Origin of the sequence: Streptomyces sp. NRRL WC-3618, assembly GCF_001280005.1 — a bacterium.
In the GTDB taxonomy this organism is placed as follows: domain Bacteria; phylum Actinomycetota; class Actinomycetes; order Streptomycetales; family Streptomycetaceae; genus Streptomyces.
The window spans coordinates 95,785-117,178 of the sequence record NZ_LGDW01000236.1 but is presented as its reverse complement, the minus strand read 5'-3'; the positions used below and the strand labels follow the sequence as shown (position 1 = coordinate 117,178).

At 69.9% G+C, this 21,394-nt stretch carries 18 protein-coding genes and 1 riboswitch; of the genes, 11 read left to right on the top strand and 7 right to left on the bottom strand.

The window, feature by feature from the left end:
• The first annotated feature begins 163 nt into the window (after window positions 1-163).
• The 5 genes from ADL01_RS20790 to ADL01_RS20770 all read left to right on the top strand — a co-directional run bounded on the left by ADL01_RS20790 (window position 164) and on the right by ADL01_RS20770 (window position 4,779).
• Entirely contained in the window at window positions 164-727 is a 564-nt protein-coding gene (locus tag ADL01_RS20790) for a hypothetical protein (protein ID WP_053743525.1), read from the top strand.
• Entirely contained in the window at window positions 724-1,875 is a 1,152-nt protein-coding gene (locus tag ADL01_RS20785) for a sensor histidine kinase (RefSeq protein ID WP_053743524.1), read from the top strand. Before ADL01_RS20790 ends, ADL01_RS20785 begins: the two co-directional genes overlap by 4 nt.
• Window positions 1,872-2,555: a response regulator transcription factor gene (locus ADL01_RS20780; RefSeq protein ID WP_053743523.1), complete on the top strand. Its 684-nt coding sequence runs from the start codon at window positions 1,872-1,874 to the stop codon at window positions 2,553-2,555. Before ADL01_RS20785 ends, ADL01_RS20780 begins: the two co-directional genes overlap by 4 nt.
• A 68-nt stretch (window positions 2,556-2,623) precedes the next feature.
• A complete protein-coding gene (locus ADL01_RS20775; RefSeq protein WP_053743522.1) occupies window positions 2,624-3,190 on the top strand; it encodes a DUF485 domain-containing protein in 567 nt (188 codons plus the stop codon).
• The gene (locus ADL01_RS20770; RefSeq protein WP_053743521.1) at window positions 3,187-4,779 is read left to right on the top strand and encodes a cation acetate symporter; all 1,593 of its coding nucleotides are present in this window, start codon (window positions 3,187-3,189) and stop codon (window positions 4,777-4,779) included. The genes ADL01_RS20775 and ADL01_RS20770 overlap by 4 nt, the downstream gene beginning before the upstream one ends.
• A gap of 49 nt (window positions 4,780-4,828) precedes the next feature.
• On the opposite strand, the gene ADL01_RS20765 is transcribed toward ADL01_RS20770, so the two are convergent.
• From ADL01_RS20765 to ADL01_RS20745, 5 genes are all read right to left on the bottom strand, one after another.
• Window positions 4,829-5,521 carry a response regulator gene (locus ADL01_RS20765; RefSeq protein WP_053743520.1) on the bottom strand — a complete coding sequence of 231 codons (693 nt, stop codon included), beginning with the start codon at window positions 5,519-5,521 and terminating at the stop codon, window positions 4,829-4,831.
• Between the two features lie 159 nt (window positions 5,522-5,680).
• Window positions 5,681-6,361 carry a response regulator gene (locus ADL01_RS20760; protein WP_053743519.1) on the bottom strand — a complete coding sequence of 227 codons (681 nt, stop codon included), beginning with the start codon at window positions 6,359-6,361 and terminating at the stop codon, window positions 5,681-5,683.
• Window positions 6,358-8,109, bottom strand: a complete 1,752-nt coding sequence (locus tag ADL01_RS20755) for an ATP-binding protein (protein ID WP_234354732.1) — start codon at window positions 8,107-8,109, stop codon at window positions 6,358-6,360. The genes ADL01_RS20760 and ADL01_RS20755 overlap by 4 nt, the downstream gene beginning before the upstream one ends.
• A gap of 154 nt (window positions 8,110-8,263) precedes the next feature.
• Window positions 8,264-9,202 carry a sucrase ferredoxin gene (locus tag ADL01_RS20750; RefSeq protein WP_053743517.1) on the bottom strand — a complete coding sequence of 313 codons (939 nt, stop codon included), beginning with the start codon at window positions 9,200-9,202 and terminating at the stop codon, window positions 8,264-8,266.
• 74 nt (window positions 9,203-9,276) lie between these two features.
• Window positions 9,277-10,533 (bottom strand): citrate/2-methylcitrate synthase, encoded by a 1,257-nt coding sequence (locus ADL01_RS20745; RefSeq protein ID WP_053743516.1) that lies wholly within the window; start codon window positions 10,531-10,533, stop codon window positions 9,277-9,279.
• A gap of 99 nt (window positions 10,534-10,632) precedes the next feature.
• On the opposite strand from ADL01_RS20745, the gene ADL01_RS20740 reads away from it, so the two are divergent.
• Window positions 10,633-11,808, top strand: coding sequence for a citrate synthase/methylcitrate synthase (locus ADL01_RS20740; protein WP_053743515.1), 1,176 nt, complete (start codon window positions 10,633-10,635; stop codon window positions 11,806-11,808).
• A 256-nt stretch (window positions 11,809-12,064) separates the two neighbouring features.
• Window positions 12,065-13,177 carry a CobW family GTP-binding protein gene (locus ADL01_RS20735; RefSeq protein ID WP_053743514.1) on the top strand — a complete coding sequence of 371 codons (1,113 nt, stop codon included), beginning with the start codon at window positions 12,065-12,067 and terminating at the stop codon, window positions 13,175-13,177.
• A gap of 1 nt (window position 13,178) precedes the next feature.
• On the opposite strand, the gene ADL01_RS20730 is transcribed toward ADL01_RS20735, so the two are convergent.
• Window positions 13,179-15,635 carry a DNA gyrase/topoisomerase IV subunit A gene (locus ADL01_RS20730; protein ID WP_053743513.1) on the bottom strand — a complete coding sequence of 819 codons (2,457 nt, stop codon included), beginning with the start codon at window positions 15,633-15,635 and terminating at the stop codon, window positions 13,179-13,181.
• A 304-nt stretch (window positions 15,636-15,939) separates the two neighbouring features.
• On the opposite strand from ADL01_RS20730, the gene ADL01_RS20725 reads away from it, so the two are divergent.
• From ADL01_RS20725 to ADL01_RS20710, 4 genes are all read left to right on the top strand, one after another.
• On the top strand, window positions 15,940-17,334 hold the full coding sequence (locus ADL01_RS20725) for a M16 family metallopeptidase (protein WP_053743512.1): 1,395 nt from the start codon (window positions 15,940-15,942) through the stop codon (window positions 17,332-17,334).
• The gene (locus ADL01_RS20720) at window positions 17,331-18,719 is read left to right on the top strand and encodes a M16 family metallopeptidase (RefSeq protein WP_053743511.1); all 1,389 of its coding nucleotides are present in this window, start codon (window positions 17,331-17,333) and stop codon (window positions 18,717-18,719) included. The genes ADL01_RS20725 and ADL01_RS20720 overlap by 4 nt, the downstream gene beginning before the upstream one ends.
• Window positions 18,720-18,934: 215 nt before the next feature.
• Window positions 18,935-19,102: riboswitch (cyclic di-AMP (ydaO/yuaA leader) on the top strand.
• A gap of 13 nt (window positions 19,103-19,115) precedes the next feature.
• Complete coding sequence (locus ADL01_RS20715; protein WP_053743510.1) at window positions 19,116-19,889, top strand: M23 family metallopeptidase; 774 nt, start codon at window positions 19,116-19,118, stop codon at window positions 19,887-19,889.
• 189 nt (window positions 19,890-20,078) lie between these two features.
• Complete coding sequence (locus tag ADL01_RS20710; protein WP_053743509.1) at window positions 20,079-20,774, top strand: GntR family transcriptional regulator; 696 nt, start codon at window positions 20,079-20,081, stop codon at window positions 20,772-20,774.
• Window positions 20,775-20,946: 172 nt separating this feature from the next.
• Here the strand turns inward: ADL01_RS20710 and ADL01_RS20705 are convergent, their stop codons facing one another.
• Entirely contained in the window at window positions 20,947-21,228 is a 282-nt protein-coding gene (locus ADL01_RS20705) for an HPr family phosphocarrier protein (protein WP_006379745.1), read from the bottom strand.
• Window positions 21,229-21,394: the final 166 nt, after the last annotated feature.

Sequence of the window (21,394 nt, the reverse complement as noted above, 5' to 3'; positions counted from 1 at the left end):
GCCCCGACCCCGTTTCTCCACCCTGGGGTGGACGCCGGGCCCGCTGCGAATCCACCCTCGGTCCACCCCTGCTCCGATCCTGTGACGTGCCGTTTTCCGTAGCGTCGAAGGCGTCGACAGCACTCGCTGCCGGCCTCTCCCCTTCTTCGTCCACGGAGGCCTGATGTCCGGGCTCGTTGATGCCTTGCTGATCGTCGCCGTCGTCGCCCTGGTGGTCGTACGACAGTTCCGCACACGTCGGATAGACGCGGGCCGGCGCTGGGGGGTCGTGCCCGTGGTCCTGGCGGTCGTGGCAGTGCGTGAGCCCGGCCTGATCGACGTCCACCACCGTGCGGCGTCGATCAGCCTGCTCGCGGCCGAACTGTTCATCGGCCTTGCCACCGGAGCCGGCTGGGCCTGGACCACCCGCGTCTGGGCGGAGCCGGACGGCGAGGTGTGGAGCCGGAGCACCAAGGCGAGCGTCGCCGTGTGGATCACAGGGATCGGCCTCCGCGTCGGCCTCTTCGCCGTGGGCGCGGCGCTCGGCGTCCACCAGGACACCTCGGCCCTGCTCCTCGCTCTCGCGGCGACCCTGCTGGTCCGCGCCGGAATCCTGCACTGGCGAACGAACTCCCTGCGTATGACATCCCCGCACCCGGATTCGCTCCACCCGGCGTCCACTCCCTCGGCGCACCGGCAGGCCACGGCTTACGGTGACGGCGTGCGGCTGTGGAAGGAGCGCGTGTGACGAAGAACGACTGGTTGCGCTGGCCAACCAGGGAGGCGCTCGGCCGCGAGGGAATCTCACGCAACCGCCGTCGGCTCGCCTGGGTCACCCGGCTGCTCGTCCTCGGCATGCTGCTGTGGGGAGCCGTCAGCAGCGAGCCGCCCCGGGGCTGGGACTCGGCTCTGGCCGTCGGGGGAGTCCTGTGTGCCGCACTGCTCGCCTGGGCGCTCTACCGGACCACGTTTCAGCACCGACTGTGGCCCTCTGCGGCGCTCCTGCTTCTGCTCCAAGGTCTCGCGGTCGCAGGTCAGGCCGCGGGGTTCCGGGTACCGGCACTCGTCCTGTGGTGCGGGTGCGCGATCACGGCTCTGGAAAGAATGCCCCTGTCAGCCGCACTGCCCATGAGCGTGGTGGCCCTCGGTTCGTACGCGGTGGTCGATGACGACCCCTTGCTCACCACGACCGTCACCAGCGTCGGTCTCGCACTCGCCGGATACGTCCTGCGGCTCGACGCCGAAGCGCGCGGCAACGCCCAGCGGCTCCTCGCCCAGGAGCGAGCCGCACGCGCGGCCGAAGCGGAGTCGGGGGCGCTCGCGGAGCGCGCCCGGATCGCGCGGGAGATCCACGACGTACTCGCGCACAGCCTCTCGGCGCAACTGGTGCACCTGGAGGCGGCCCGCCTGCTGATCGAACGGGGCGCCGACCGGGACCGGATACTCGAACGGGTGGTCGCGGCGCGGGGAATGGCCCGCGACGGTCTGGCTGAGACGAGACAGGCCCTGTCCGCGCTGAGGGGCGAGATGTCCCCGCTGGAGGACTATCTGAGCGAGATCGTCGGCGCGACGGACGACGGGGGCGTCACCATTACGGGTGAGCGCAGACCGTTGTCGGCGGAGGCGTCCCAGGCCGTACGCCGGGTGGCCCAGGAGGCGCTGACCAACGTCCGCAAGCATGCTCCGGGCGCCAAGGTCCAGGTGCGGCTGGACTACAGCGAACACCAAGTGACGCTGGACGTAAGGGACTCGGGCGGGTCGGTGGGCGAACTCACCGGGATGGGCGGCGGGTACGGTCTGCTGGGCATGCGGGAGCGCGCCGAGCTGCTGGGCGGTTCGCTGGACGCGGGGCCGGACGAGAAGGGGTTCGTGGTGACGCTGAGGGTGCCGACATGACGGCGGAGGCCGGGCGGGAGCCTGCGCGGGTCGTGGTGGCGGACGATCAGACCGTCGTACGTGAAGGCATCGTGATGCTGCTCGGCCTGCTGCCCGGGATCGAGGTGGTCGGAGCGGCTGGGGACGGGGACGAGGCAGTGCGGCTCGTCGCCGAACTCGCACCGGACGTGGTGCTGATGGACCTGCGTATGCCGCGTTGTGACGGTGTCGAGGCGACCCGCCGGATCAGGGCGGAGTGCCCCGACACTCAGGTCGTGGTGCTCACGACGTTCGCGGATGACGAGTCGTTGTTCCGCGCGCTGCGGGCAGGCGCGCGCGGATACCTGACCAAGGACGCGGGCGGCGACGGCATCGTCAGAGCGGTGCACAGCGTGCTGTCCGGGGACGCGGGGCTGGCGCCGAGTATCCAACGGCGGCTCCTGGAGCGGCTGACGGAGTCCGAGAAGAAGCCGGCTCCGCCCGCCGAGCCGCCCGACGGGCTCACCACGAGGGAGGCAGAGGTACTGATGCTGATCGCGGACGGCCTCAGCAACCAGGAGATCGCGTTCAAGTTGCATGTCTCCACGGCGACTGTGAAGACCCACATCAACAACCTCTTCGCGAAGACGGGAATCAAGGACCGTGCGCAGGCGGTGCGTTACGCCTATGGGAAGGGGTTGGTGCGGCCTCCCACGGGGTGAGTCACCTAATGGGGTGACAGCGTGGCGAAGAAGAGTCAGGGATCTTCCTGTTCTGTCCATGCTTGGGCATGCAGTCAAGCACCGGTCGTCCTCGCAGGCGCGGGGGCGGTCCTGAGAGTTCGGCCGAGACCCGTGAAGGTCATGCCGCCGCCCCCGCCCATGCGGAGGCGGGCGGGGACACGCGGTTCGACGACCCCTGGTACGACGCGCTCGCCTCTGGCTGGGGCGAGTTGGACGGCACGGGTGCGCCCGCTCCCGTTGTCCCGCCTATGCGCCGGGAGCAGGAGGGCCGGGGCGGTGGCGCGGCCGACGTCTATCTGGAGGTGCAGCGCAGCGCGGCCTTCCAGGAGGTTCGCCGCCGGTACCGCAGGTTCGTGATCCCCGGCGTCGCGGTCTTCTTCTCCTGGTACGTGGGCTATGTGGTGACCGCGACCACGGCGCCCGGATTCATGGCGCGGCCCGTGGTGGGCGCGGTGAACGTGGCGATGGTGGCGGGACTTGGACAGTTCCTCACGACGTTCCTGTTCACCTGGGCGTACGCGCGGCACGCGCGGTTGCGCAGGGACCGGGCGGCGCTTGATCTGCGCTGGGACACCCAGGAACTGACGCGTGGCCTCCGAGGCGGTGGATCGTGACCGGCAACCATCAGATGCTGGCGCTGGTGCTGTTCAGCGCTTTCGTCGCCGTCACCCTGGGCATCACCACCTGGGTGAGCCGGCACCGCCAGGGTTCCGCCGAGGAGTTCTATGCGGGCGGTCGCCTCTTCTCCCCCATGGAGAATGGTTTTGCCATCGCGGGCGACTACATGTCGGCCGCGTCCTTCCTCGGTATCTCCGGCCTCATCGCGCTCTTCGGCTATGACGGACTGCTGTACTCGGTGGGCTTCCTGGTGGCCTGGCTCGTCGTGCTGTTCCTGGTCGCCGAACTGGTGCGCAACTGCGGACGGTTCACGCTGGCCGACGTCATCGCGGCGCGGATGCGGGAGCGGCCGGTGCGCATCGCGGCGGGAACTTCCTCGGTCACCGTGTCCGTTCTGTATTTGGTGGCGCAAATGGTGGGCGCGGGCAGCCTGGTCGCGCTGCTGCTGGGCGGGACGAGCGAGGCGGCGCAGTCCTGGACGGTGATCGCGGTCGGTGCGCTCATGGTGATCTATGTGTCGTTGGGAGGGATGCGAGCCACTACCTGGATCCAGATCGTCAAGGCGGTCCTGCTGATGGGCGGGACGATCGCACTCACCGTGCTGGTGCTGGTGCGGTTCCACGGCGACTTCAACCAGTTGCTGCGCACGGCGGCCGAGCGCAGTGGTCACGGGGCCGCGTTTCTCGCCCCCGGGCTGAGGTACGGCGGCGACTGGACCTCACGTTTCGACTTCATCAGCCTGGGACTCGCCCTCGTACTGGGCACGGCCGGGCTGCCGCACATCCTCTCCCGCTTCTACACCGTGCCGACCGCTCGGGCCGCGCGCCGGTCGGTCGTCTGGTCGATCGGGCTCATCGGCGGCTTCTATCTGATGACGATCGTCCTCGGCTTCGGCGCGGCAGCGATCGTCGGTCCGCAGGCGGTCCGTGGCTCGAACGCGGCCGGGAACACGGCGGTCCCGCTGCTGGCCCTCGACCTGGGCGGCGGCGCGGACTCCACAGGCGGAACGGTTCTGTTCGCGATCGTCGCCGCCATCGCCTTCGCAACGATCCTTGCCGTGGTCGCAGGCATCACGCTCGCGTCCTCGGCGTCCGTCGCCCACGACCTGTACGCGTCGCTGCGTCGCCCGCGTGCCAAGCAGCGCAGCGAGGTGGCCGTGGCGCGCACCGCGGCGGTCGGCATCGGTGTGGTCGCGATCTGCCTCGGCCTGCTGGCCCGAGACCTCAACGTCGCCTTCCTGGTGGGCCTCGCCTTCGCTGTCGCGGCGTCCGCGAATCTGCCGGTGCTGCTCTACTCGCTGTTCTGGGGCGGTTTCACCACCCGGGGCGCGGTGTGGTCGGTGTACGGGGGGCTGGTTCCGTCGCTGGTCCTCGTGCTGCTGTCGCCCGTGGTGTCCGGCAGCCCCGAATCGCTGTTCCCGGCAGTGGACTTCCAGTATTTCCCCCTGCAGAACCCGGGTCTCGTCTCGATCCCGCTGGGATTCCTCGCCGGCTGGCTCGGCACGGTCACCTCGGCGGAGGACCCGGACGAGGCCAAGCACGCGGAGACCGAGGTGCGGTCGCTCACCGGAGCGGGAGCCGTCTAGTCAGGCGGTGACTGCGCAGTCGTACGACCCTGAGAGCCAGGGAAGGCGCTCAGGGGGCCACCCACACGTACCGGTGTTCGGGACGCCCGGTGTCGCCGTACTTGAGGGAGAGGCGGAGCCGGCCTGCCTGTTCCAGGTGGCGGAGATAGCGCTGGGCCGTGGAGCGGCTCAACCCTGTCTCGGCGGCCACCTCGTGAGCCGAGAGCGCGTGTCCGGCACGGTGGAGCACCCCGCAGATGAGGTCCGTGGTCGGTTCGGAGTGGCCGCTCGGGAGGCCGGCGGGCGACGGTGCCGGCGGGGTGCGCAAGGCGCCGAAGATTCGGTCGACCTGCTCCTGGCCGGTGTGGTCCCGGTCGCCTACGTGGTCGACGGTGCGGCGCAGGGCGGCGTAGGAGTCCAGGCGGGTGCGCAGCGCGGCGAAGGTGAACGGCTTGACCAGGTAGTGCAGCGCGCCCAAACGCATCGCGGCCTGCACGGTCACCACGTCGCTCGCCGCCGTGATCATGATGACATCGGTGCAGTGGCCCTGATCCCGCATGTGGTGGACGAGCTCGAGCCCCGTCTGGTCGGGCATGTAGTGGTCGAGCAGGACAAGGTCGATGGTGCCCTGCTGCACGACGGCCAGGGCGTGGGCGGCACTGTGCGCACGGGCGGCGACTCTGAATCCGGGAACCCGTTCCACGTATTTGGCATTGATCTCCGCGACACGGAGGTCGTCGTCCACCACCAGGACGTCAATCATCGGGCCTCTCCCTCAGGGCCGACGAGCACAACAGACTCTTGCAAGCAGAAGAATGACTTGCGTCCAGAGGACTGATGTTGTGGCATACGCCAAGTCTTCCGCCATCGAACTACGGCGCGCGAGCAAGATCTTCACAACTCCGTGAGGTCCGCCCGTCCCTCAGGTCCGGGTCGCCCAGACATAACGGTGCTCCGGGCGGCCCGCGTCGCCGTATTTGAGGGTCAGTCTGGCCCGTCCCGTACGCTCCAGGAGCTTCAGGTAGCGCTGGGCGGTCTGGCGGCTCACCCCCGTCCGCTCGGCGATCTCCTGGGCCGACAGGGGCCCTTCGGCGTTCACCAGCGCGCGGCGCACGAGCTCCGCGGTGGTGGGGGAGTGCCCCTTGGGCAGTTCGGGCTCGGGTCCGGAGGACAGGGCGCCGAAGATCCGGTCCACCTCGGCCTGTTCGGCCTCGCCACCGCCGTCGAGGGTGCGGCGCAGCTCCGCGTACGCCTCCAGCTTGGAGCGCAGCCCCGCGAAGGCGAACGGCTTGACCAGATACTGCAGCGCCCCCTGCCGCATCGCCGCCTGCACGGTCGACACGTCCCGGGCCGCCGTCACCATGATCACGTCGGTCTCGCGGCCGCGCCGACGCATCTCCTGGACGACCGAGAGGCCCGTGTCGTCGGGCAGGTAGTGGTCCATGAGCACGAGGTCCAGCTGGGGCAGCGCCTCCAACTGCCGCAGCGCCTCGGCCGCGCTGTGAGCCTCTCCCGCGACATGGAAACCGGGCACCTTCTCCACGTAGGCGGCGTTGACGCGCGCCACGCGGATGTCGTCGTCCACGACCAGTACCTCGATCATCTCGACTCCTCCTCGGTGGCGACAGCGGTGGCGCCGGTGTCCGCGGTGGCGGCCCGCTCCAGTGGCGGTTGTGTGTCCGGGACACGCGTGTGCTCCGCCTCCGGGACGTGCCCGGGGTGTGGTTCCGGCACCGGGCCCGGCTCTGCGAGTGCCTCCGGCAGTACGACCGTGAACTCGGCGCCCCCGCCCTCGGCATCGGCCACGCGCGCGCTGCCACCCTGCCGCTCCGCGAGCCGGCGTACCAGAGGGAGACCGATTCCGCGCTTGCCGTGCGCCGGGGGCTTCTTCGTGGACCACCCCTCGGTGAAGATCAACTCGTGCTGTTCCGCCGGGATTCCGGGCCCCGTGTCGCGCACTCTGAGGATCGCGGTACGGCCCTCCGCGCGCAGTTCGACCTCCACGCGCGCGTGCGCGGTGCCGGCGACGGCGTCCAGCGCGTTGTCGACCAGGTTGCCGACGACGGTGACCAGGCCCCTGGGATCGACCAGCCGGTCCGGGAGCAGCGTCCGGTCCGAGACCAGCAGGGCGACGCCGCGCTCCGCCGCCACGGTGGCCTTGCCGACCAGCAGAGCGGCGAGCAGCGGATCGCGGATCTTCTCGGCGACCTGCTCCGCGGTGGCTCTGTGGTCGCCGACCACCTCGCCGACGAACTCCACGGCGTCGTCGAACATCTCCAGTTCGAGCAGCCCCAGAAGAGTGTGCATGCGGTTGGCGTGCTCGTGGTCCTGGGCCCGCAGGGCGTCCAGCAGACCGTGTGTGGAGTCGAGTTCGCGGCCGAGTTGCTCCAGTTCGGTCCGGTCGCGCAGGGTGGCGACGGCGCCCCCGTCGTCGGTGGGCATGCGGTTGGCGACCAGCACACGCTGTCCGCGCACGGTGAGCAGGTCGGTTCCGGTCACGCGGCCTGCCAGGACGTCGGTCGTCCGGCCGGCACCGAGTGCCTCGTCCAGCGAGCGGCCGACAGCCTCCTCGCCGATGCCCAGGAGGCGCTGTGCCTCGTCGTTGAGGAGCCGGACGCGGCCCGCGCGGTCCAGAGCGACGACGCCCTCGCGGATGCCGTGCAGTACGGCTTCGCGCTCCGCGAGGAGCGCCGCGATGTCCGAGAAGGCGAGGTCGCGGGTCTGCCGTTGAACCCGCCGGGAGATCAGCCACGCGGCCAGGGCGCCCACGGCCATGGCGCCGCCCGCGTAGGCGAGCAGGCCCGGAATCGCGTGGAACAGCCGGGCTCGGACGCTGTCGTACTCGATGCCGACCGAGACCGCCCCGACGACCCTGCCGTCGGTGTCACGCAGCGGCACCTTGCCTCGGGCAGAGCGCCCCAGGGTGCCGCTGTCGATCTCCATGACCTCCTTGCCCGCCAGGGCCTGGCGCGGGTCGGTGGAGACGACCCGGCCGATCTCCTTCGGATCCGTGTGCGACCAGCGCACGCCCCGCGTATCCATCACCACGACGTACTCGGCCCCGCTGGCCTTCCGGATCCGCTCCGTCTCGGCCTGTACCGGGCCGTCGACCGACGGCTTGCTGCCCTGCAGGTCCTCGGCGATCTGCGGCTGGGCCGCGGTGGTCTGCGCGATGGCGAGCGCCCGGCGCATCGCCTCGTCGTCCAGCTGATCGCTGAGCGGTGCGAGGAACAATCCGGTCGCGAGCACGGCCACTCCTGCGGCGATGCCCACCTGCATCAGCAGCACCTGCGAGAACATCCGCCGCGGCAGACCGAGGCGCAGGCGGCGTACGCGGGGAGTGGGGCTCATACCCATGACGGTACGGGGGAGAGCGGCCCGTGCCGTAGTGGGGTGTGACGTGGATCCCTTGATCAATATGCACGAGCCGTGGACCCGCGTGTACGGATGCTTGACGCAGTGGACTGCGTGCGGACTGCGGGCCGTACGGGACGACACTGTGCGGTCAGCGTGTCGGAGCCGTCGATTCCAGTTCCCGTACCGCCACCACGTCCATCCGCGCCGGTGAACCCAATGTTGATCCGCAGCTCTCCGGGCGAGGTGGAAGCGAGGCGCCTTGGGCCACCGCGACACTCCACAGGCGCCCGTCCGTGTGAGCGACGGTCACCTCCCAGCGCGGCGCCGAGCCGTCCGTCCGAACGACGCTCAGCACGTCCGTCGAGTATTCGCGCGCCATGTTGCGGACGGCCAGTTCCGCGGCCTGTCCGGGCCGCTCCCAGGCGGAGCTGCCGCGGCAGCCCTCCACCACGAGACGCCCTACGCGCACACCCTGGAGGATCTCCTTGACGTGCGGGGCCTGGGCGCGGCCGTACGCGTATCCGTACGGCAGGACGAGCAGCGTGGGGGAGAAGCGGTGTCCCCCGAGGTGCGTGACCTCCCAGGCGCCCTCGACCCCGGAGGCGGTCAGCTCGGCGGCGAGGGGGCGGCCGAGCAGCGCACAGCAGCGGTCGCGCTTGCCGTTGGTGCAGACGAGAGCGAGAGGGTGCCCGGTGTGGGGCCGCCCCCGGAGCCCGGTGTCGAAGGTGTGTGGGGCGCCCTTGCCGAGCGCGGCGAAGTCGAGGTCGAGCAACTGAGCAGGGTCGCGGGTCGTTGCGCTGTGCAGCCAGACGTTTCCGGGCGTGGTGTGGGCCGCGTACACCTGCCGTGCGGCAGGTGGCCCGACGTCGGCGTGGCGGCCGGGGCGGCGGATCAGGGCGATCCGTACGCCGGTGCCCTCCGCGGCTTTCTCCAGCGCGCGGCCGAGAGCGGGATCCAAATGGCTCATGATGAGTGCCTGGGCACCCCACGGGCCAGGCTGCTCGATCAGCAGCCACGTCCTCGCGGTCGCCGCGGTTCCCGCGATGGGCTCGTCGAGGTCCCGGGAGACGCTTGCGCACCTACTCACAGAGGTAAGCCTAACCTGACTTACGGCGAAGCGACTTCCAGCTGTGCGGAACAGGTGGCTTTGGCAGCGTCCGGCTACTCCGGCAGCGATTGCGGAGGGCGCTCACCCACATAAGTTCCGGACGGGCGCATCCGCAGGGGACGTTCGCTGTACTCCTCCAGGGCGTGCGCGATCCAACCCGCCGTGCGGGCGACGGCGAAGATCGTCTCGCCGGCCGACGCTCCCATGCCGCTGGCGACAGTGAACACGGCCAGGGCGAGGTCCACGTTGGCGTGCAGTGGCGTGTGGCGGGCGGTGGTGGTCACGACGTCGTGGGCCGCGGCGAGGGCGGGAGCGGCCTGTGGCATCTCCTTCAGGAGGGCGAAGAGGGCACGCGCGCGTGGATCCTCGCCGGGGTAGAGCCGGTGGCCGAGACCTGGGACGCGGCGGCCCGCGCGCAGCTCGTCCGCGACCACCGGAGCAGCGTCGCCCTCGTCGAGTACGTCGAGGAGCATCCTGTGCGCCAGGCCGCTGGCGGCGCCGTGGAGCGGGCCCTCGAGGACGCCGAGCCCGGCCGAGACGGCCGCGTAGGGGTGTGCGCGGGCGGACGCGGCGACGCGTACGGCGAGGGTCGAGGCGGCCAGGTCGTGGTCGACGAGGAGACCGAGTGCCGTGTCCAGGGCGCGCAGTGAGGCCTCGTCGGGGATCCGGACGGTGAGCCGCGCCCAGAGGCGCTGGGCCAGTGGGCCCTCGTCGCGGTGGTGGGGCGAGTGCGTCGGCAGGGCGGCGACGAGGGTGGGGATGAGGGTGCGGGCGGTGCCCAGGACGGTGTCCTCGGAGAGGTCGAAGCGGAGCGGATCGGCGGTGGCCGCGGCGATGGCGGCGACGCGGAGCCGGTCCACCGGGTCGCTGTGCTCCGGCAGCGCGTTCACCGAGCGGCGGGCGGCGGCGACGGAGGCCTTGGGCGCGGTGAACGTGACTCCGGGCCGCAGGGTGCCGGTCCACAGCCATTCGGCGACTTCTTCGTAGGAGTGGCGCGCGGCCAGCTCGGTGGCGTCGACACCTCGGAAGTAGTACCGGTCCTTGTCGATGAGGGTGAGCCGGGTCCGCACGGACAGGTCCCTGTCGGAGCTCGAACTCCCGCTGCTCTCTCGCTTGTTGCGGCGGGCGAGCGCCTCCACCTCGGGGGCGTCGAAGGTGCTGCCGCGGCCCCCGGGATCGCGTCGACTGCTGAGCTGACCGCGACTCACGTACGCGTACACGGTCTCGGGCTTCACGCCGAGCAGCTCGGCGGTCTCCCTGGTGCTCAGTCGACGGCTCGTGTGGTCGGGGGCGGGCTCTTGATCGCGCATGAAAGTCACCGTATCCACATGGACTGCATATTGATCCAATCAATATTGACATCGATTCAGTCAATCATGGACAGTCGAATCAAGTTCAGGGAGGAAAACATGCCGATCAACCGGGCGGCTACAGCCGCAACCACCGCTGTCGACGTACCGCGTGGTCTCGCGGGCGTCGTCGTCACCGACACCCGAATTGGTGACGTCAGAGGGCGCGAGGGTTTTTACCACTACCGCCAGTACTCCGCCGTCGAGCTCGCGCAGACCCGGAGCTTCGAGGATGTCTGGCATCTCCTCGTTCACGGGGACCTGCCGGACGCGGACCGTCTCGCCGCCTTCACTGAGCAGACTGCGGCGCTGCGACGGCTGCCCGACGAGGTGCGGGCCGCGCTGCCGACGATCGCGGCGGCGAGCGGCCGGTCCGGACCGCTTGCCGGAATGCGCACAGCCCTGTCGCTGCTCGGTGCGGCCAAGGGTTTCCGTCCCGTGTACGACATTGACGCCGATCAACGGTGCGCGGACGCGCTGGCCGCCTCGGCGGCCGTACCGACCGTATTGACGGCGCTGTACCGGCTGGACAGGGGTCTTGACCCGGTGGAGCCGAGGGAGGACCTCCCGTACGCGGCCAACTACCTGTACATGTTGACCGGGTTGGAGTCGGACCCCCCGCACGCCAGGGCGATCGAGCAATACTTGATCTCGACCATTGATCACGGATTCAACGCATCAACGTTCACGGCACGCGTCATCGCGTCGACGGGTGCGGATGTGGCGGCGTGTCTGGTGGGAGCCGTGGGAGCACTGTCCGGCCCGTTGCACGGCGGCGCCCCGAGCCGCGCGCTGGACACCCTGGACGCGATCGGGACGACGGACCGCATCGACCCCTGGATCCGCGAACGCGTGCTCGCCGGTGACCGCATCATGGGCTTCGGTCACCCGGTCTACCGCACGGAGGATCCCCGTTCCCGCATGCTCCGGGGTATCGCCGAGCGGTTCGGCGGCCCCCTGGTCGAGCTTGCGGTCGAGGTCGAACGCCGGGTGGAGGCGATCCTGGCCGAACTGAAGCCGGGCCGCGAACTGCACACGAACGTCGAGTTCTACGCGGGTGTGGTCATGGAACTGTGCGGTCTGCCGCGCGAGATGTTCACGCCGACGTTCGCGGCGGCGCGGGTGGTGGGCTGGAGCGCCAACATCCTGGAGCAGGCGGAGGATTCGAAGATCATTCGACCGGCGGCGCGGTATGTGGGGCCTGTGCCGCCGGTGCCGGTCCCGTTGGCGGTCTGACGGCGGTCTGACGGCGGCCCCGAGGCGGTCCGCTGTCCGTTGGCGTCCCGGGTGGGCGCGTGCACAAGGAATCGAGAGTCGCACACTCCGTCGCCACGCCTTCAGGCGCCACACCCGTCGCGTGCCCTGCCCCGGCCGCCAACAACCGCTTACTCAGCGACGATTCCCCCGGCTCGTATCCTGGGGCGGCATTCGTTCCTCGTACATGCGCGAGGCCGTGAGCCGGTGTGCGCGTCGGCGTGAGAGAGGTCGCAGAGTGAATCAGCCGAGTCCGAGCCAGAGCCCTCGGCAGATCCCCGTCATCGTCCTCGCCGGCTTCCTCGGTTCCGGCAAGACAACCCTCCTCAACCACCTCCTCCACCGCAGTGGTGGCAGCCGTATCGGGGCCATCGTCAATGACTTCGGGGCCATCGAGATCGACGCGATGGCCGTGGCGGGGGCGCTGGGTGACTCCACGGTGTCACTGGGCAACGGCTGTCTGTGCTGTGCTGTTGATGCGAGCGAACTTGATGTCTATCTTGATCGACTCACTCAACCCTCGGCCCGGATCGACGTCATCGTCATCGAGGCCAGTGGGCTCGCCGAACCGCAGGAACTCGTACGGATGATTCTCGCCAGCGAGAATTCCCGGGTCGTGTACGGGGGTCTCGTCGAGGTCGTGGACGCCGTCGAGTTCGACGACACGCGCGTGAAGCACCCCGAGATCGACCGGCATCTGGCCCTCGCCGATCTCGTCGTGGTCAACAAGGTGGGCCGGGTCGCCGACGGCGGTGAGCACGTCCTGGAGACGGTTCGCGGGCTGGTCGACCGCGCGGCTGTCGTGCCTGCCGACTACGGGCGCGTCGACCCCGAGTTCCTCTTCGACTGCCGGCCGAGCGAGGAGCGCATCGGGCAGTTGACCTTCGACGACCTGAACGATCACGATCAGGACGAAGACGATCACGAGGACGGCGAGGGAGACCATTCCGGGCATCTGCACGCCGCCTACGACAGCCTCTCCTTCACCTCATCGACCCCCCTCCATCCGCGCCTGCTGATGGACTTCCTCGACAGTCGGCCCGAAGGGCTCTACCGCATCAAGGGGTACGTCGACTTCGGGCCGTACGACCCGCGCAACCGGTACGCCGTGCATGCCGTCGGGCGGTTCCTGCGGTTCTACCCGGAGCCCTGGGCCGAGGGCGAGGAGCGTCTCAGCCGGCTCGTCCTCATCGGGTCGGGCATCCGACTGCCCGACCTCGACAAGGACCTGGAGGCCTGCATGGACGACGCCCCACACGCCGACGAGCACAGCATGTGGGGCGTCCTCAGGTACGTACAGGAGCGGAGCCCGGCGGATTCCGAAGAAGCCGCCGAGCTCGAAGCGGACTGATCTACACCGGGCCCGCCACCACGCTCACCGTCTTCGGCAGGGACACGCCCGAGCCGTCGCGGCGCGGATCCATCTCGGGAAGCTCCGCAGGGATGCCGTTCTTCTGGGACGCGCGTGCCGGTGCGGGGCCCGCCCAGCCCAGGGACAGACAGTCCTCGCCCTTCAGGAACCGCTGGCAGCGCACACCGCCGGTGGCGCGACCCTTGCGCGGGTACTGGTCGAACGGGGTCAGCTTCGCCGTCGTCTGCACGGAGTCGTCCAGCGTGCCCCGCGAGCCCGCGACCGTGAAGACGACCGCGTCCACAGCCGGGTCCACCGCCGTGAACGAGATGACCTTGGCACCGTCCGTGAGCTTGATGCCGGCCATACCGCCTGCCGGGCGGCCCTGGGGGCGCACATGGGAGGCCTGGAAGCGCAGCAACTGGGCGTCATCCGTGATGAAGACGAGGTCCTCCTCGCCGGTGCGCAGCTCGGCGGCGCCCACGATCCGGTCGCCGTCCCTCAGCGTGATGACCTCCAGCTCCTCCTTGTTGGCAGGGTAGTCGGGGACCACCCGCTTCACGACGCCCTGCTCCGTGCCGATCGCGAGACCCGGGGACGACTCGTCGAGCGTCGTCAGACAGACCACCGTCTCCCCGTCCTCCAGGGAGAGGAACTCGGAAAGCGGGGCGCCGCCCGAGAGGTTGGGCGCCGCCATCGTGTCGGGAAGCCGGGGAAGGTCGATGACGTTGATACGCAGCAGCCGGCCTGCCGAGGTCACCGCGCCCACCTCGCCCCGAGCCGTCGCCGGGACCGCGGAGACGATCAGGTCGTGCTTGGCGCGCCGACCGTCCTCGTCCGCCGGGAACGGCTCGCCGTTCGCCGTACGCGCCAGCAGGTCCGTCGAGGACAGCAGGACCCGGCACGGATCGTCGGCCACCTGGAGCGGGACGCCGGCCGCGGGGGCGGCGCCGGCCGACTCCAGCAGGACCGTACGCCGCTCGGTGCCGAACTTCTTGGCCACCGCGGCGAGTTCGGTCGAGACCAGCTTGCGCAGCTCCGCGTCCGACTCCAGGATCCGGGTCAGCTCCGCGATCTCGGCGGCCAACCGGTCCTTCTCGGACTCCAGCTCGATACGGTCGAACCGGGTCAGCCGGCGCAGCGGGGTGTCCAGGATGTACTGCGTCTGGATCTCCGAGAGGGCGAACCGCTCCATCAGGCGTTCCTTCGCCTGCGCGGAGTTGTCGCTGGAGCGGATCAGCCGGATGACCTCGTCGATGTCGACGAGCGCGGTGAGTAGGCCCTCGACCAGATGCAGCCGGTCACGGCGCTTGCCGCGGCGGAACTCCGAGCGACGCCGTACGACCTCGAAGCGGTGGTCGAGATAGACCTCCAGGAGCTCCTTGAGGCCCAGGGTGAGGGGCTGGCCGTCCACCAGAGCCACGTTGTTGATGCCGAAGGACTCCTCCATCGGCGTCAGCTTGTAGAGCTGCTCCAGGACGGCTTCCGGCACGAAGCCGTTCTTGATCTCGATGACCAGGCGCAGACCGTGGCTGCGGTCAGTGAGGTCCTTGACGTCGGCGATGCCCTGGAGCTTCTTCGAGCCGACCAGGTCCTTGATCTTGGCGATCACCTTCTCCGGGCCGACCGTGAAGGGCAGTTCGGTGACGACCAGGCCCATGCGGCGCGCCGTCACGTTCTCCACCGACACCGTGGCACGGATCTTGAACGTGCCGCGGCCCGTCTCGTACGCGTCCCTGATCCCGGCGAGGCCGACGATCCGGCCGCCCGTGGGCAGGTCGGGGCCCGGGACGTGCCGCATCAGGGTGTCCAGGTCGGCGGCCGGGTAGCGGATCAGGTGACGGGCGGCCGAGATGACCTCGCCGAGGTTGTGCGGAGGCATGTTGGTGGCCATACCGACGGCGATGCCCGACGCGCCGTTCACCAGCAGGTTCGGGAAGGCGGCGGGCAGCGCCACCGGTTCCTGTTCCTGACCGTCGTAGTTTGGCGCGAAGTCGACCGTGTCCTCTTCGATCGACTCCGTCATCAGGGACGTCGCGTCGGCCATCCGGGCCTCGGTGTACCGCATGGCGGCCGGCGGGTCGTCGTTGCCCAGCGAACCGAAGTTGCCGTGGCCGTCGACCAGCGGCACGCGCATGGAGAACGGCTGGGCCAGGCGCACCAGGGCGTCGTAGATCGACGAGTCGCCGTGCGGGTGGAGCTTACCCATGACCTCGCCGACGACGCGGGCGCACTTCACGTAGCCGCGGTCGGGGCGCAGGCCCATCTCGTTCATCTGGTAGACGATGCGGCGGTGTACGGGCTTGAGGCCGTCGCGGGCGTCGGGCAGGGCTCGGGAGTAGATGACCGAGTACGCGTACTCGAGGAAGGAGCCCTGCATCTCGTCGACGACGTCGATGTCGAGGATCCGCTCCTCGAAGTCATCGGGCGGCGGGGTCTTCGTGCTGCGGCGGGCCATCGCTGCCGGCTCCTTCTGTTTCCTGGTCGTTCGCTTACACGGCGCTTAGATCGGTGACGTGAACGGCTTCTGATGCGGACCATTGTGGACTGCCGCACTGACAACGCGGACCAAGGGCCGTCCCTGGGGCGGTGTTGGGCGGTGGAGGACGATGCTGAAACGTACCGCCTGCCACCCCGTGAATCTCGCTGTCGGCGTACGTCCGCCGGGAACTTCGCCAGCACTCCACACGCTTGCATACAGTGGCAGGACCGGCAGGAAAACAGCGGTTGCATCAACCGCATCCGCGATCGAAGGGACGTACATGCCCATGGGTCACACGGCCACAGCCGAGGCAGGCTCCGGCGGCCTGAAAGCGACTGAGCACCGCCTCGCGAACGGGCTGCGCGTGGTGCTCTCCGAGGACCACCTGACCCCGGTCGCCGCGGTGTGCCTCTGGTACGACGTCGGATCACGCCATGAGGTCAAGGGGCGTACAGGTCTGGCTCACCTCTTCGAGCACCTGATGTTCCAGGGCTCGGGCCAGGTGAAGGGCAACGGCCACTTCGAACTGGTCCAGGGCGCGGGCGGCTCGCTCAACGGCACCACCAGCTTCGAGCGCACCAACTACTTCGAGACCATGCCCACCCATCAGCTGGAGCTCGCCCTCTGGCTGGAGGCGGACCGCATGGGCTCGCTGCTCGCGGCCCTCGACGACGAGTCCATGGAGAACCAGCGGGACGTCGTCAAGAACGAGCGCCGGCAGCGCTACGACAACGTCCCCTACGGCACGGCGTTCGAGAAGCTGACCGCCCTCGCCTACCCGGAGGGCCACCCCTACCACCACACGCCGATCGGCTCTATGGCGGACCTGGACGCGGCGACGCTGGAGGACGCGCGCGCGTTCTTCCGCACGTACTACGCGCCCAACAACGCCGTTCTGTCGGTCGTCGGGGACATCGACCCCGAGGAGACGCTCGCTTGGGTCGAGAAGTACTTCGGGTCCATCGCCGGGCATGACGGCAAGCCCGCGCCGCGCTCCGGGGCACTTCCCGACGTCATCGGCGAGGAACTGCGCGAGGTCGTCGTGGAGGAGGTCCCCTCGCGCGCGTTGATGGCCGCCTACCGCCTCCCGGAGGACGGCACGCGTGCGTGCGACGCGGCCGACCTGGCGCTCACCGTCCTCGGCGGCGGCGAGTCCTCCCGCCTCTACAACAGGCTCGTACGACGGGACCGCACCGCGGTGGCGGCCGGGTTCGGCCTGCTGCGGCTGGCCGGAGCGCCCTCCCTGGGGTGGCTGGACGTGAAGACGTCCGCGGACGTCGAGGTGCCGGTCATCGAGGCCGCCGTCGACGAGGAGCTCGCCCGGTTCGCCGCAGAGGGCCCCACGGCCGAGGAAATGGAGCGCGCCCAGGCCCAGTTGGAGCGCGAATGGCTGGACCGGCTCGGTACGGTCGCGGGCCGCGCCGACGAACTGTGCCGCTTCGCGGTGCTGTTCGGCGACCCGCAGCTCGCGTTGACCGCCGTGCAGCGCGTGCTCGAGGTGACCGCCAAGGAGGTCCAGCAGGCCGCCCAGGAGCGGCTGCGCCCCGACAACCGCGCGGTGCTCGTCTACGAGCCGATCCCCGGAGAGATCGCCGAGGACGCGGATCCCCCCGAGGACCCCGAGGCCGAGGCCACGGTCGAAGCCGGCGACGAGAACGAGGAGGCGGCCAAGTGACCGAGCTCGCCACGATGGAGTTCCACCCCCAGCCCCAGGCGGGCGAGGCCAAGCCCTGGGCCTTCCCGGCCCCCGGCCGGGACACGCTCGGCAACGGTCTGACCATCCTGCGGTGCCACCGCCCCGGCCAGCAGGTCGTCGCCGTCGAGGTGCTCGTCGACGCCCCCCTGGAGGCCGAGCCGGCCGGACTCGACGGAGTGGCCACGATCATGGCCCGGGCCTTCTCCGAAGGCACCGACAAGCACTCCGCCGAGGAGTTCGCCGCCGAACTGGAGCGCTGCGGCGCCACCCTCGACGCGCACGCCGACCACCCCGGTGTCCGCCTCAGTCTCGAAGTCCCCGTGTCGCGGCTCCCCAAGGCGCTCGGTCTGCTGGCCGACGCCCTCAGGGCGCCCGCCTTCACGGACAGCGAGATCGAGCGGCTGGTGCGCAACCGCCTCGACGAGATCCCGCACGAGACGGCCAACCCTGCCCGCCGCTCCGCCAAGCAGCTGTACAAGGAGCTGTTCCCGGCTGCCTCGCGCATGTCACGGCCGCGCCAGGGCACCGAGGACACGGTCGAGAAGATCGACTCGGCCGCCGTACGGGCCTTCTACGACAGGCACGTCCGCCCCGCCACGGCCACCGCCGTGGTCGTCGGCGACCTCACCGACGTCGACCTGGACGCGCTCCTGGGCGAAACCCTGGGAGCCTGGACGGGCACAGCGGCCGAGCCGCGGCCGGTGCCGCCGGTGACCGCCGACGACACCGGCCGGGTCGTCATCGTGGACCGACCGGGCGCCGTGCAGACCCAGCTGCTCATCGGCCGTATCGGCGCCGACCGGCACGACCGTGTCTGGGCCGCCCAGGTCCTCGGCACGTACTGCCTCGGCGGCACCCTCACCTCCCGTCTGGACCGTGTCCTGCGCGAGGAGAAGGGCTACACCTACGGTGTGCGGGCGTTCGGCCAGGTCCTGCGCTCGGCGCCGGACGGCACCGGTGCCGCGCTGCTCGCCATCAGCGGCTCCTTCGACACCCCGAACACCGGTCCCGCTCTGGAGGACCTCTGGAAGGTGCTGCGCACCCTCGCGGCCGAGGGGCTCACCGACGCCGAGCGTGATGTCGCGGTGCAGAACCTGGTCGGCGTCGCGCCGCTCAAGTACGAGACCGCGGCGGCCGTGGCGAGCACGCTGGCCGACCAGGTCGAGCAGCACCTGCCCGACGACTACCAGGCGACGCTGTACCGCCAGCTCGCGGCGACCGGCACGGTGGAAGCCACCGCGGCGGCCGTCAACGCCTTCCCCGTGGACCGGCTGGTGACGGTCCTCGTCGGCGACGCGGCGACGATCGAGGAGCCCGTCCGGGCCCTCGGTATCGGCGAAGTGAGCGTCGTACCCGCCGAGTAGGGGCACCGGCGTGATGGGCAGGGGCCCGGTGACAGAAGTGTCGCCGGGCCCCTGTTTGTCCATGTTGATAGGTAAGTTGCCCGTATTGATGGAGAGGTTGACGGTCTGCACTGTGGCATGTGCGACAAAACCCTTGATTGGTTTGTTGATTGCGAGGGGTCCCGCTTAGCGTCTGTCCGGCTGTTCGTCACGCAGTGCGCCGCAGCCGCGGCACCGGGCAGTCATCGCCGAGTCCCCGTACGGCGCGAGCCAGGGGAGCCGGGGACCCACATTGTGCAGTCCCTGGGGTGAATCGGACGCCCGCGCGTGCCGCGAGGGGGCCCGTAGGAGACCTTCCTGCTCCGAACCCGTCAGCTAACCCGGTAGGCGAGAAGGAAGGAAAGGACCAGCCACTACATGGCGTTCACTCGCGCCACCGGGAAGCACCGTCGTCCCAGCCGTCCCAGTCTTGTCACCCGTACGACCGCTCGCGCCGCAGGCGTCGCGGCCCTCGCGACCACCGGCGTCGTGGGTGCCCTCGCCGCCCCGGCGCTCGCCGCGGAGTCCGCCGCCGAGCAGACCGGCCTCACCCCGGTGATCTCCATCGGCGAGTCGCTCGCCGCGCAGATAGACGCCCAGGCTGCCGCCCAGGAGCAGGCCGCAGAGAAGGCCGCCGCCGAGGAGAGGGCCGTGGCCGCCGCGAAGAAGGAGGCGGAGGAGCGGGTCAAGGAGGCACGCGAGGCTCAGGCCCGTGCCGCCCGTGAGGCCGAGCGCAAGCGTCTCAACAGCTATGTCGCCCCGATCTCCGGCTCGTACATCTCCACGGGATACCAGGCGGGGGGCGGTATCTGGTCCTCCGGCAGCCATACCGGCATCGACTTCCACGCCGCGTCCGGCACCCCCGTTCACGCGGTGGGCTCCGGCACTGTCGTCGAGGCCGGCTGGGGCGGTTCCTACGGCAACAACGTCGTGATCAAGATGATTGATGGCACGTACACTCAGTACGGTCATCTGTCGTCGATCAACGTCTCCGTCGGCCAGACGGTCACTCCGGGCCAGGAGCTCGGCCTCTCCGGGGCCACTGGCAACGTCACCGGTGCGCATCTCCACTTCGAGGCCCGCACGACCGCGGAGTACGGCTCGGACATCGACCCCGTCGCCTACCTCCGCTCGCACGGCGTGAACGTCTGACGTCCTCGCGCACCACTTTGTCGTGGCCCCGGCTGTCCCAGCCGGGGTTTTCGGCGTTTCGGTGGGTTGTGTGTCCAAAAAATATCCATGGATTCCGGCCTGCCGTCGGAAATTCCGCTTCTCTGCAATAGAGTCACTGAACACACGTCAATCGTCGACGTTTCACGGGGATTAAAGCGGAGGTCGGACATGCGTATTCCGGCGCACTCGGTATGCACGGCGATCCGGGACGACATCGTCGCCGGTGTCTACGAGCGCGGCAGCCGGCTCACCGAGGAACTGCTCGCCCGCCGGTACGGCGTCTCGCGCGTCCCCGTCCGCGAGGCCCTGCGCACCCTGGAGGCCGAGGGCTTCGTGGTGACCCGGCGGCACGCGGGCGCGTGCGTCGCGGAACCCACCGAGCAGGAGGCCTCCGACCTGCTGGAGATGCGCATGCTCCTGGAGCCGCTGGGCGCCTCCCGGGCCGCCCAACGGCGCACCGAGGCCCACCTCAAGGTGCTGCGCGGCCTGGTCAGGCTGGGCCAGGAGCGGGCCAGGAGGGGCAACAGCGAGGATCTGCGCTCCCTGGGGGGCTGGTTCCACGAGACGCTCACCCAGTCCTCCGGAAGCCATGCCCTGGCCTCCACGCTCACCCAGCTGCGGCACAAGATCGCCTGGATGTACGCGGTGGAGTCGCCCGCCGACCCCGTCGAGTCCTGGGCGGAGCACGGGGCGATCGTGGACGCGGTGGCGCGCGGTGACAGTGAGCGGGCGCGGGCGATCACGGCGCTGCACACCGAGCGGGCGACCGTCGTGCACCGGCTGCGCTTTCCCGGCGGCGGAGACCGCCAGGATCGTGTGAGGACTTCGCAACACGCCGTAAACATGACGGGCCTACGTCATTAACACGGGCGCCGTATACAAAGAGGGTTGAATTCGCGGGGGACTATTTCCGCTGCCCTTGGCCGGGAATTGCGAAGGGCCCACCCGATATTCGGGCGGGCCCTTCGCCGTGTGCGGATGGTGCTTTTGAAGTGGCGTCCGCCGCCACCGTCAATCGAGGACCCCGCGGGGTTCCTCAGACCGTTTCGGGAAGTTCCTCGAGTCCCTCGGCCACCAGCTTCGCCAGGCGGTCGAGCGCCGCGTCGGCGCCCTCCGCTTCGGACGCGAGGACGATCTCCTCGCCGCCCTGGGCGCCCAGGCCGAGGACCGCCAGCATGGAGGCCGCGTTGACGGGGTTGCCGTCGGCCTTGGCGATCGTCATGGGGACGCCGGCGGCCGTGGCCGCACGGACGAAGATGGAGGCGGGGCGGGCGTGGAGGCCCTCCGCCCAGCCGACGTTGACGCGGCGCTCAGCCATGTGATGCTGCCCTTCACTGTCTCAGGTTGTCTAGACCATTGTTCCATAGCGTGAAGCGTGCCGGAAGGCGGGCCGAAACCCGTCCCGGAACCGCGTTCGAACCCCGGCCTGGGCCCGACTTCGGTCCCCACAGCCTGCCCTGCGACGTTGTCGGACGCGAGCCGTA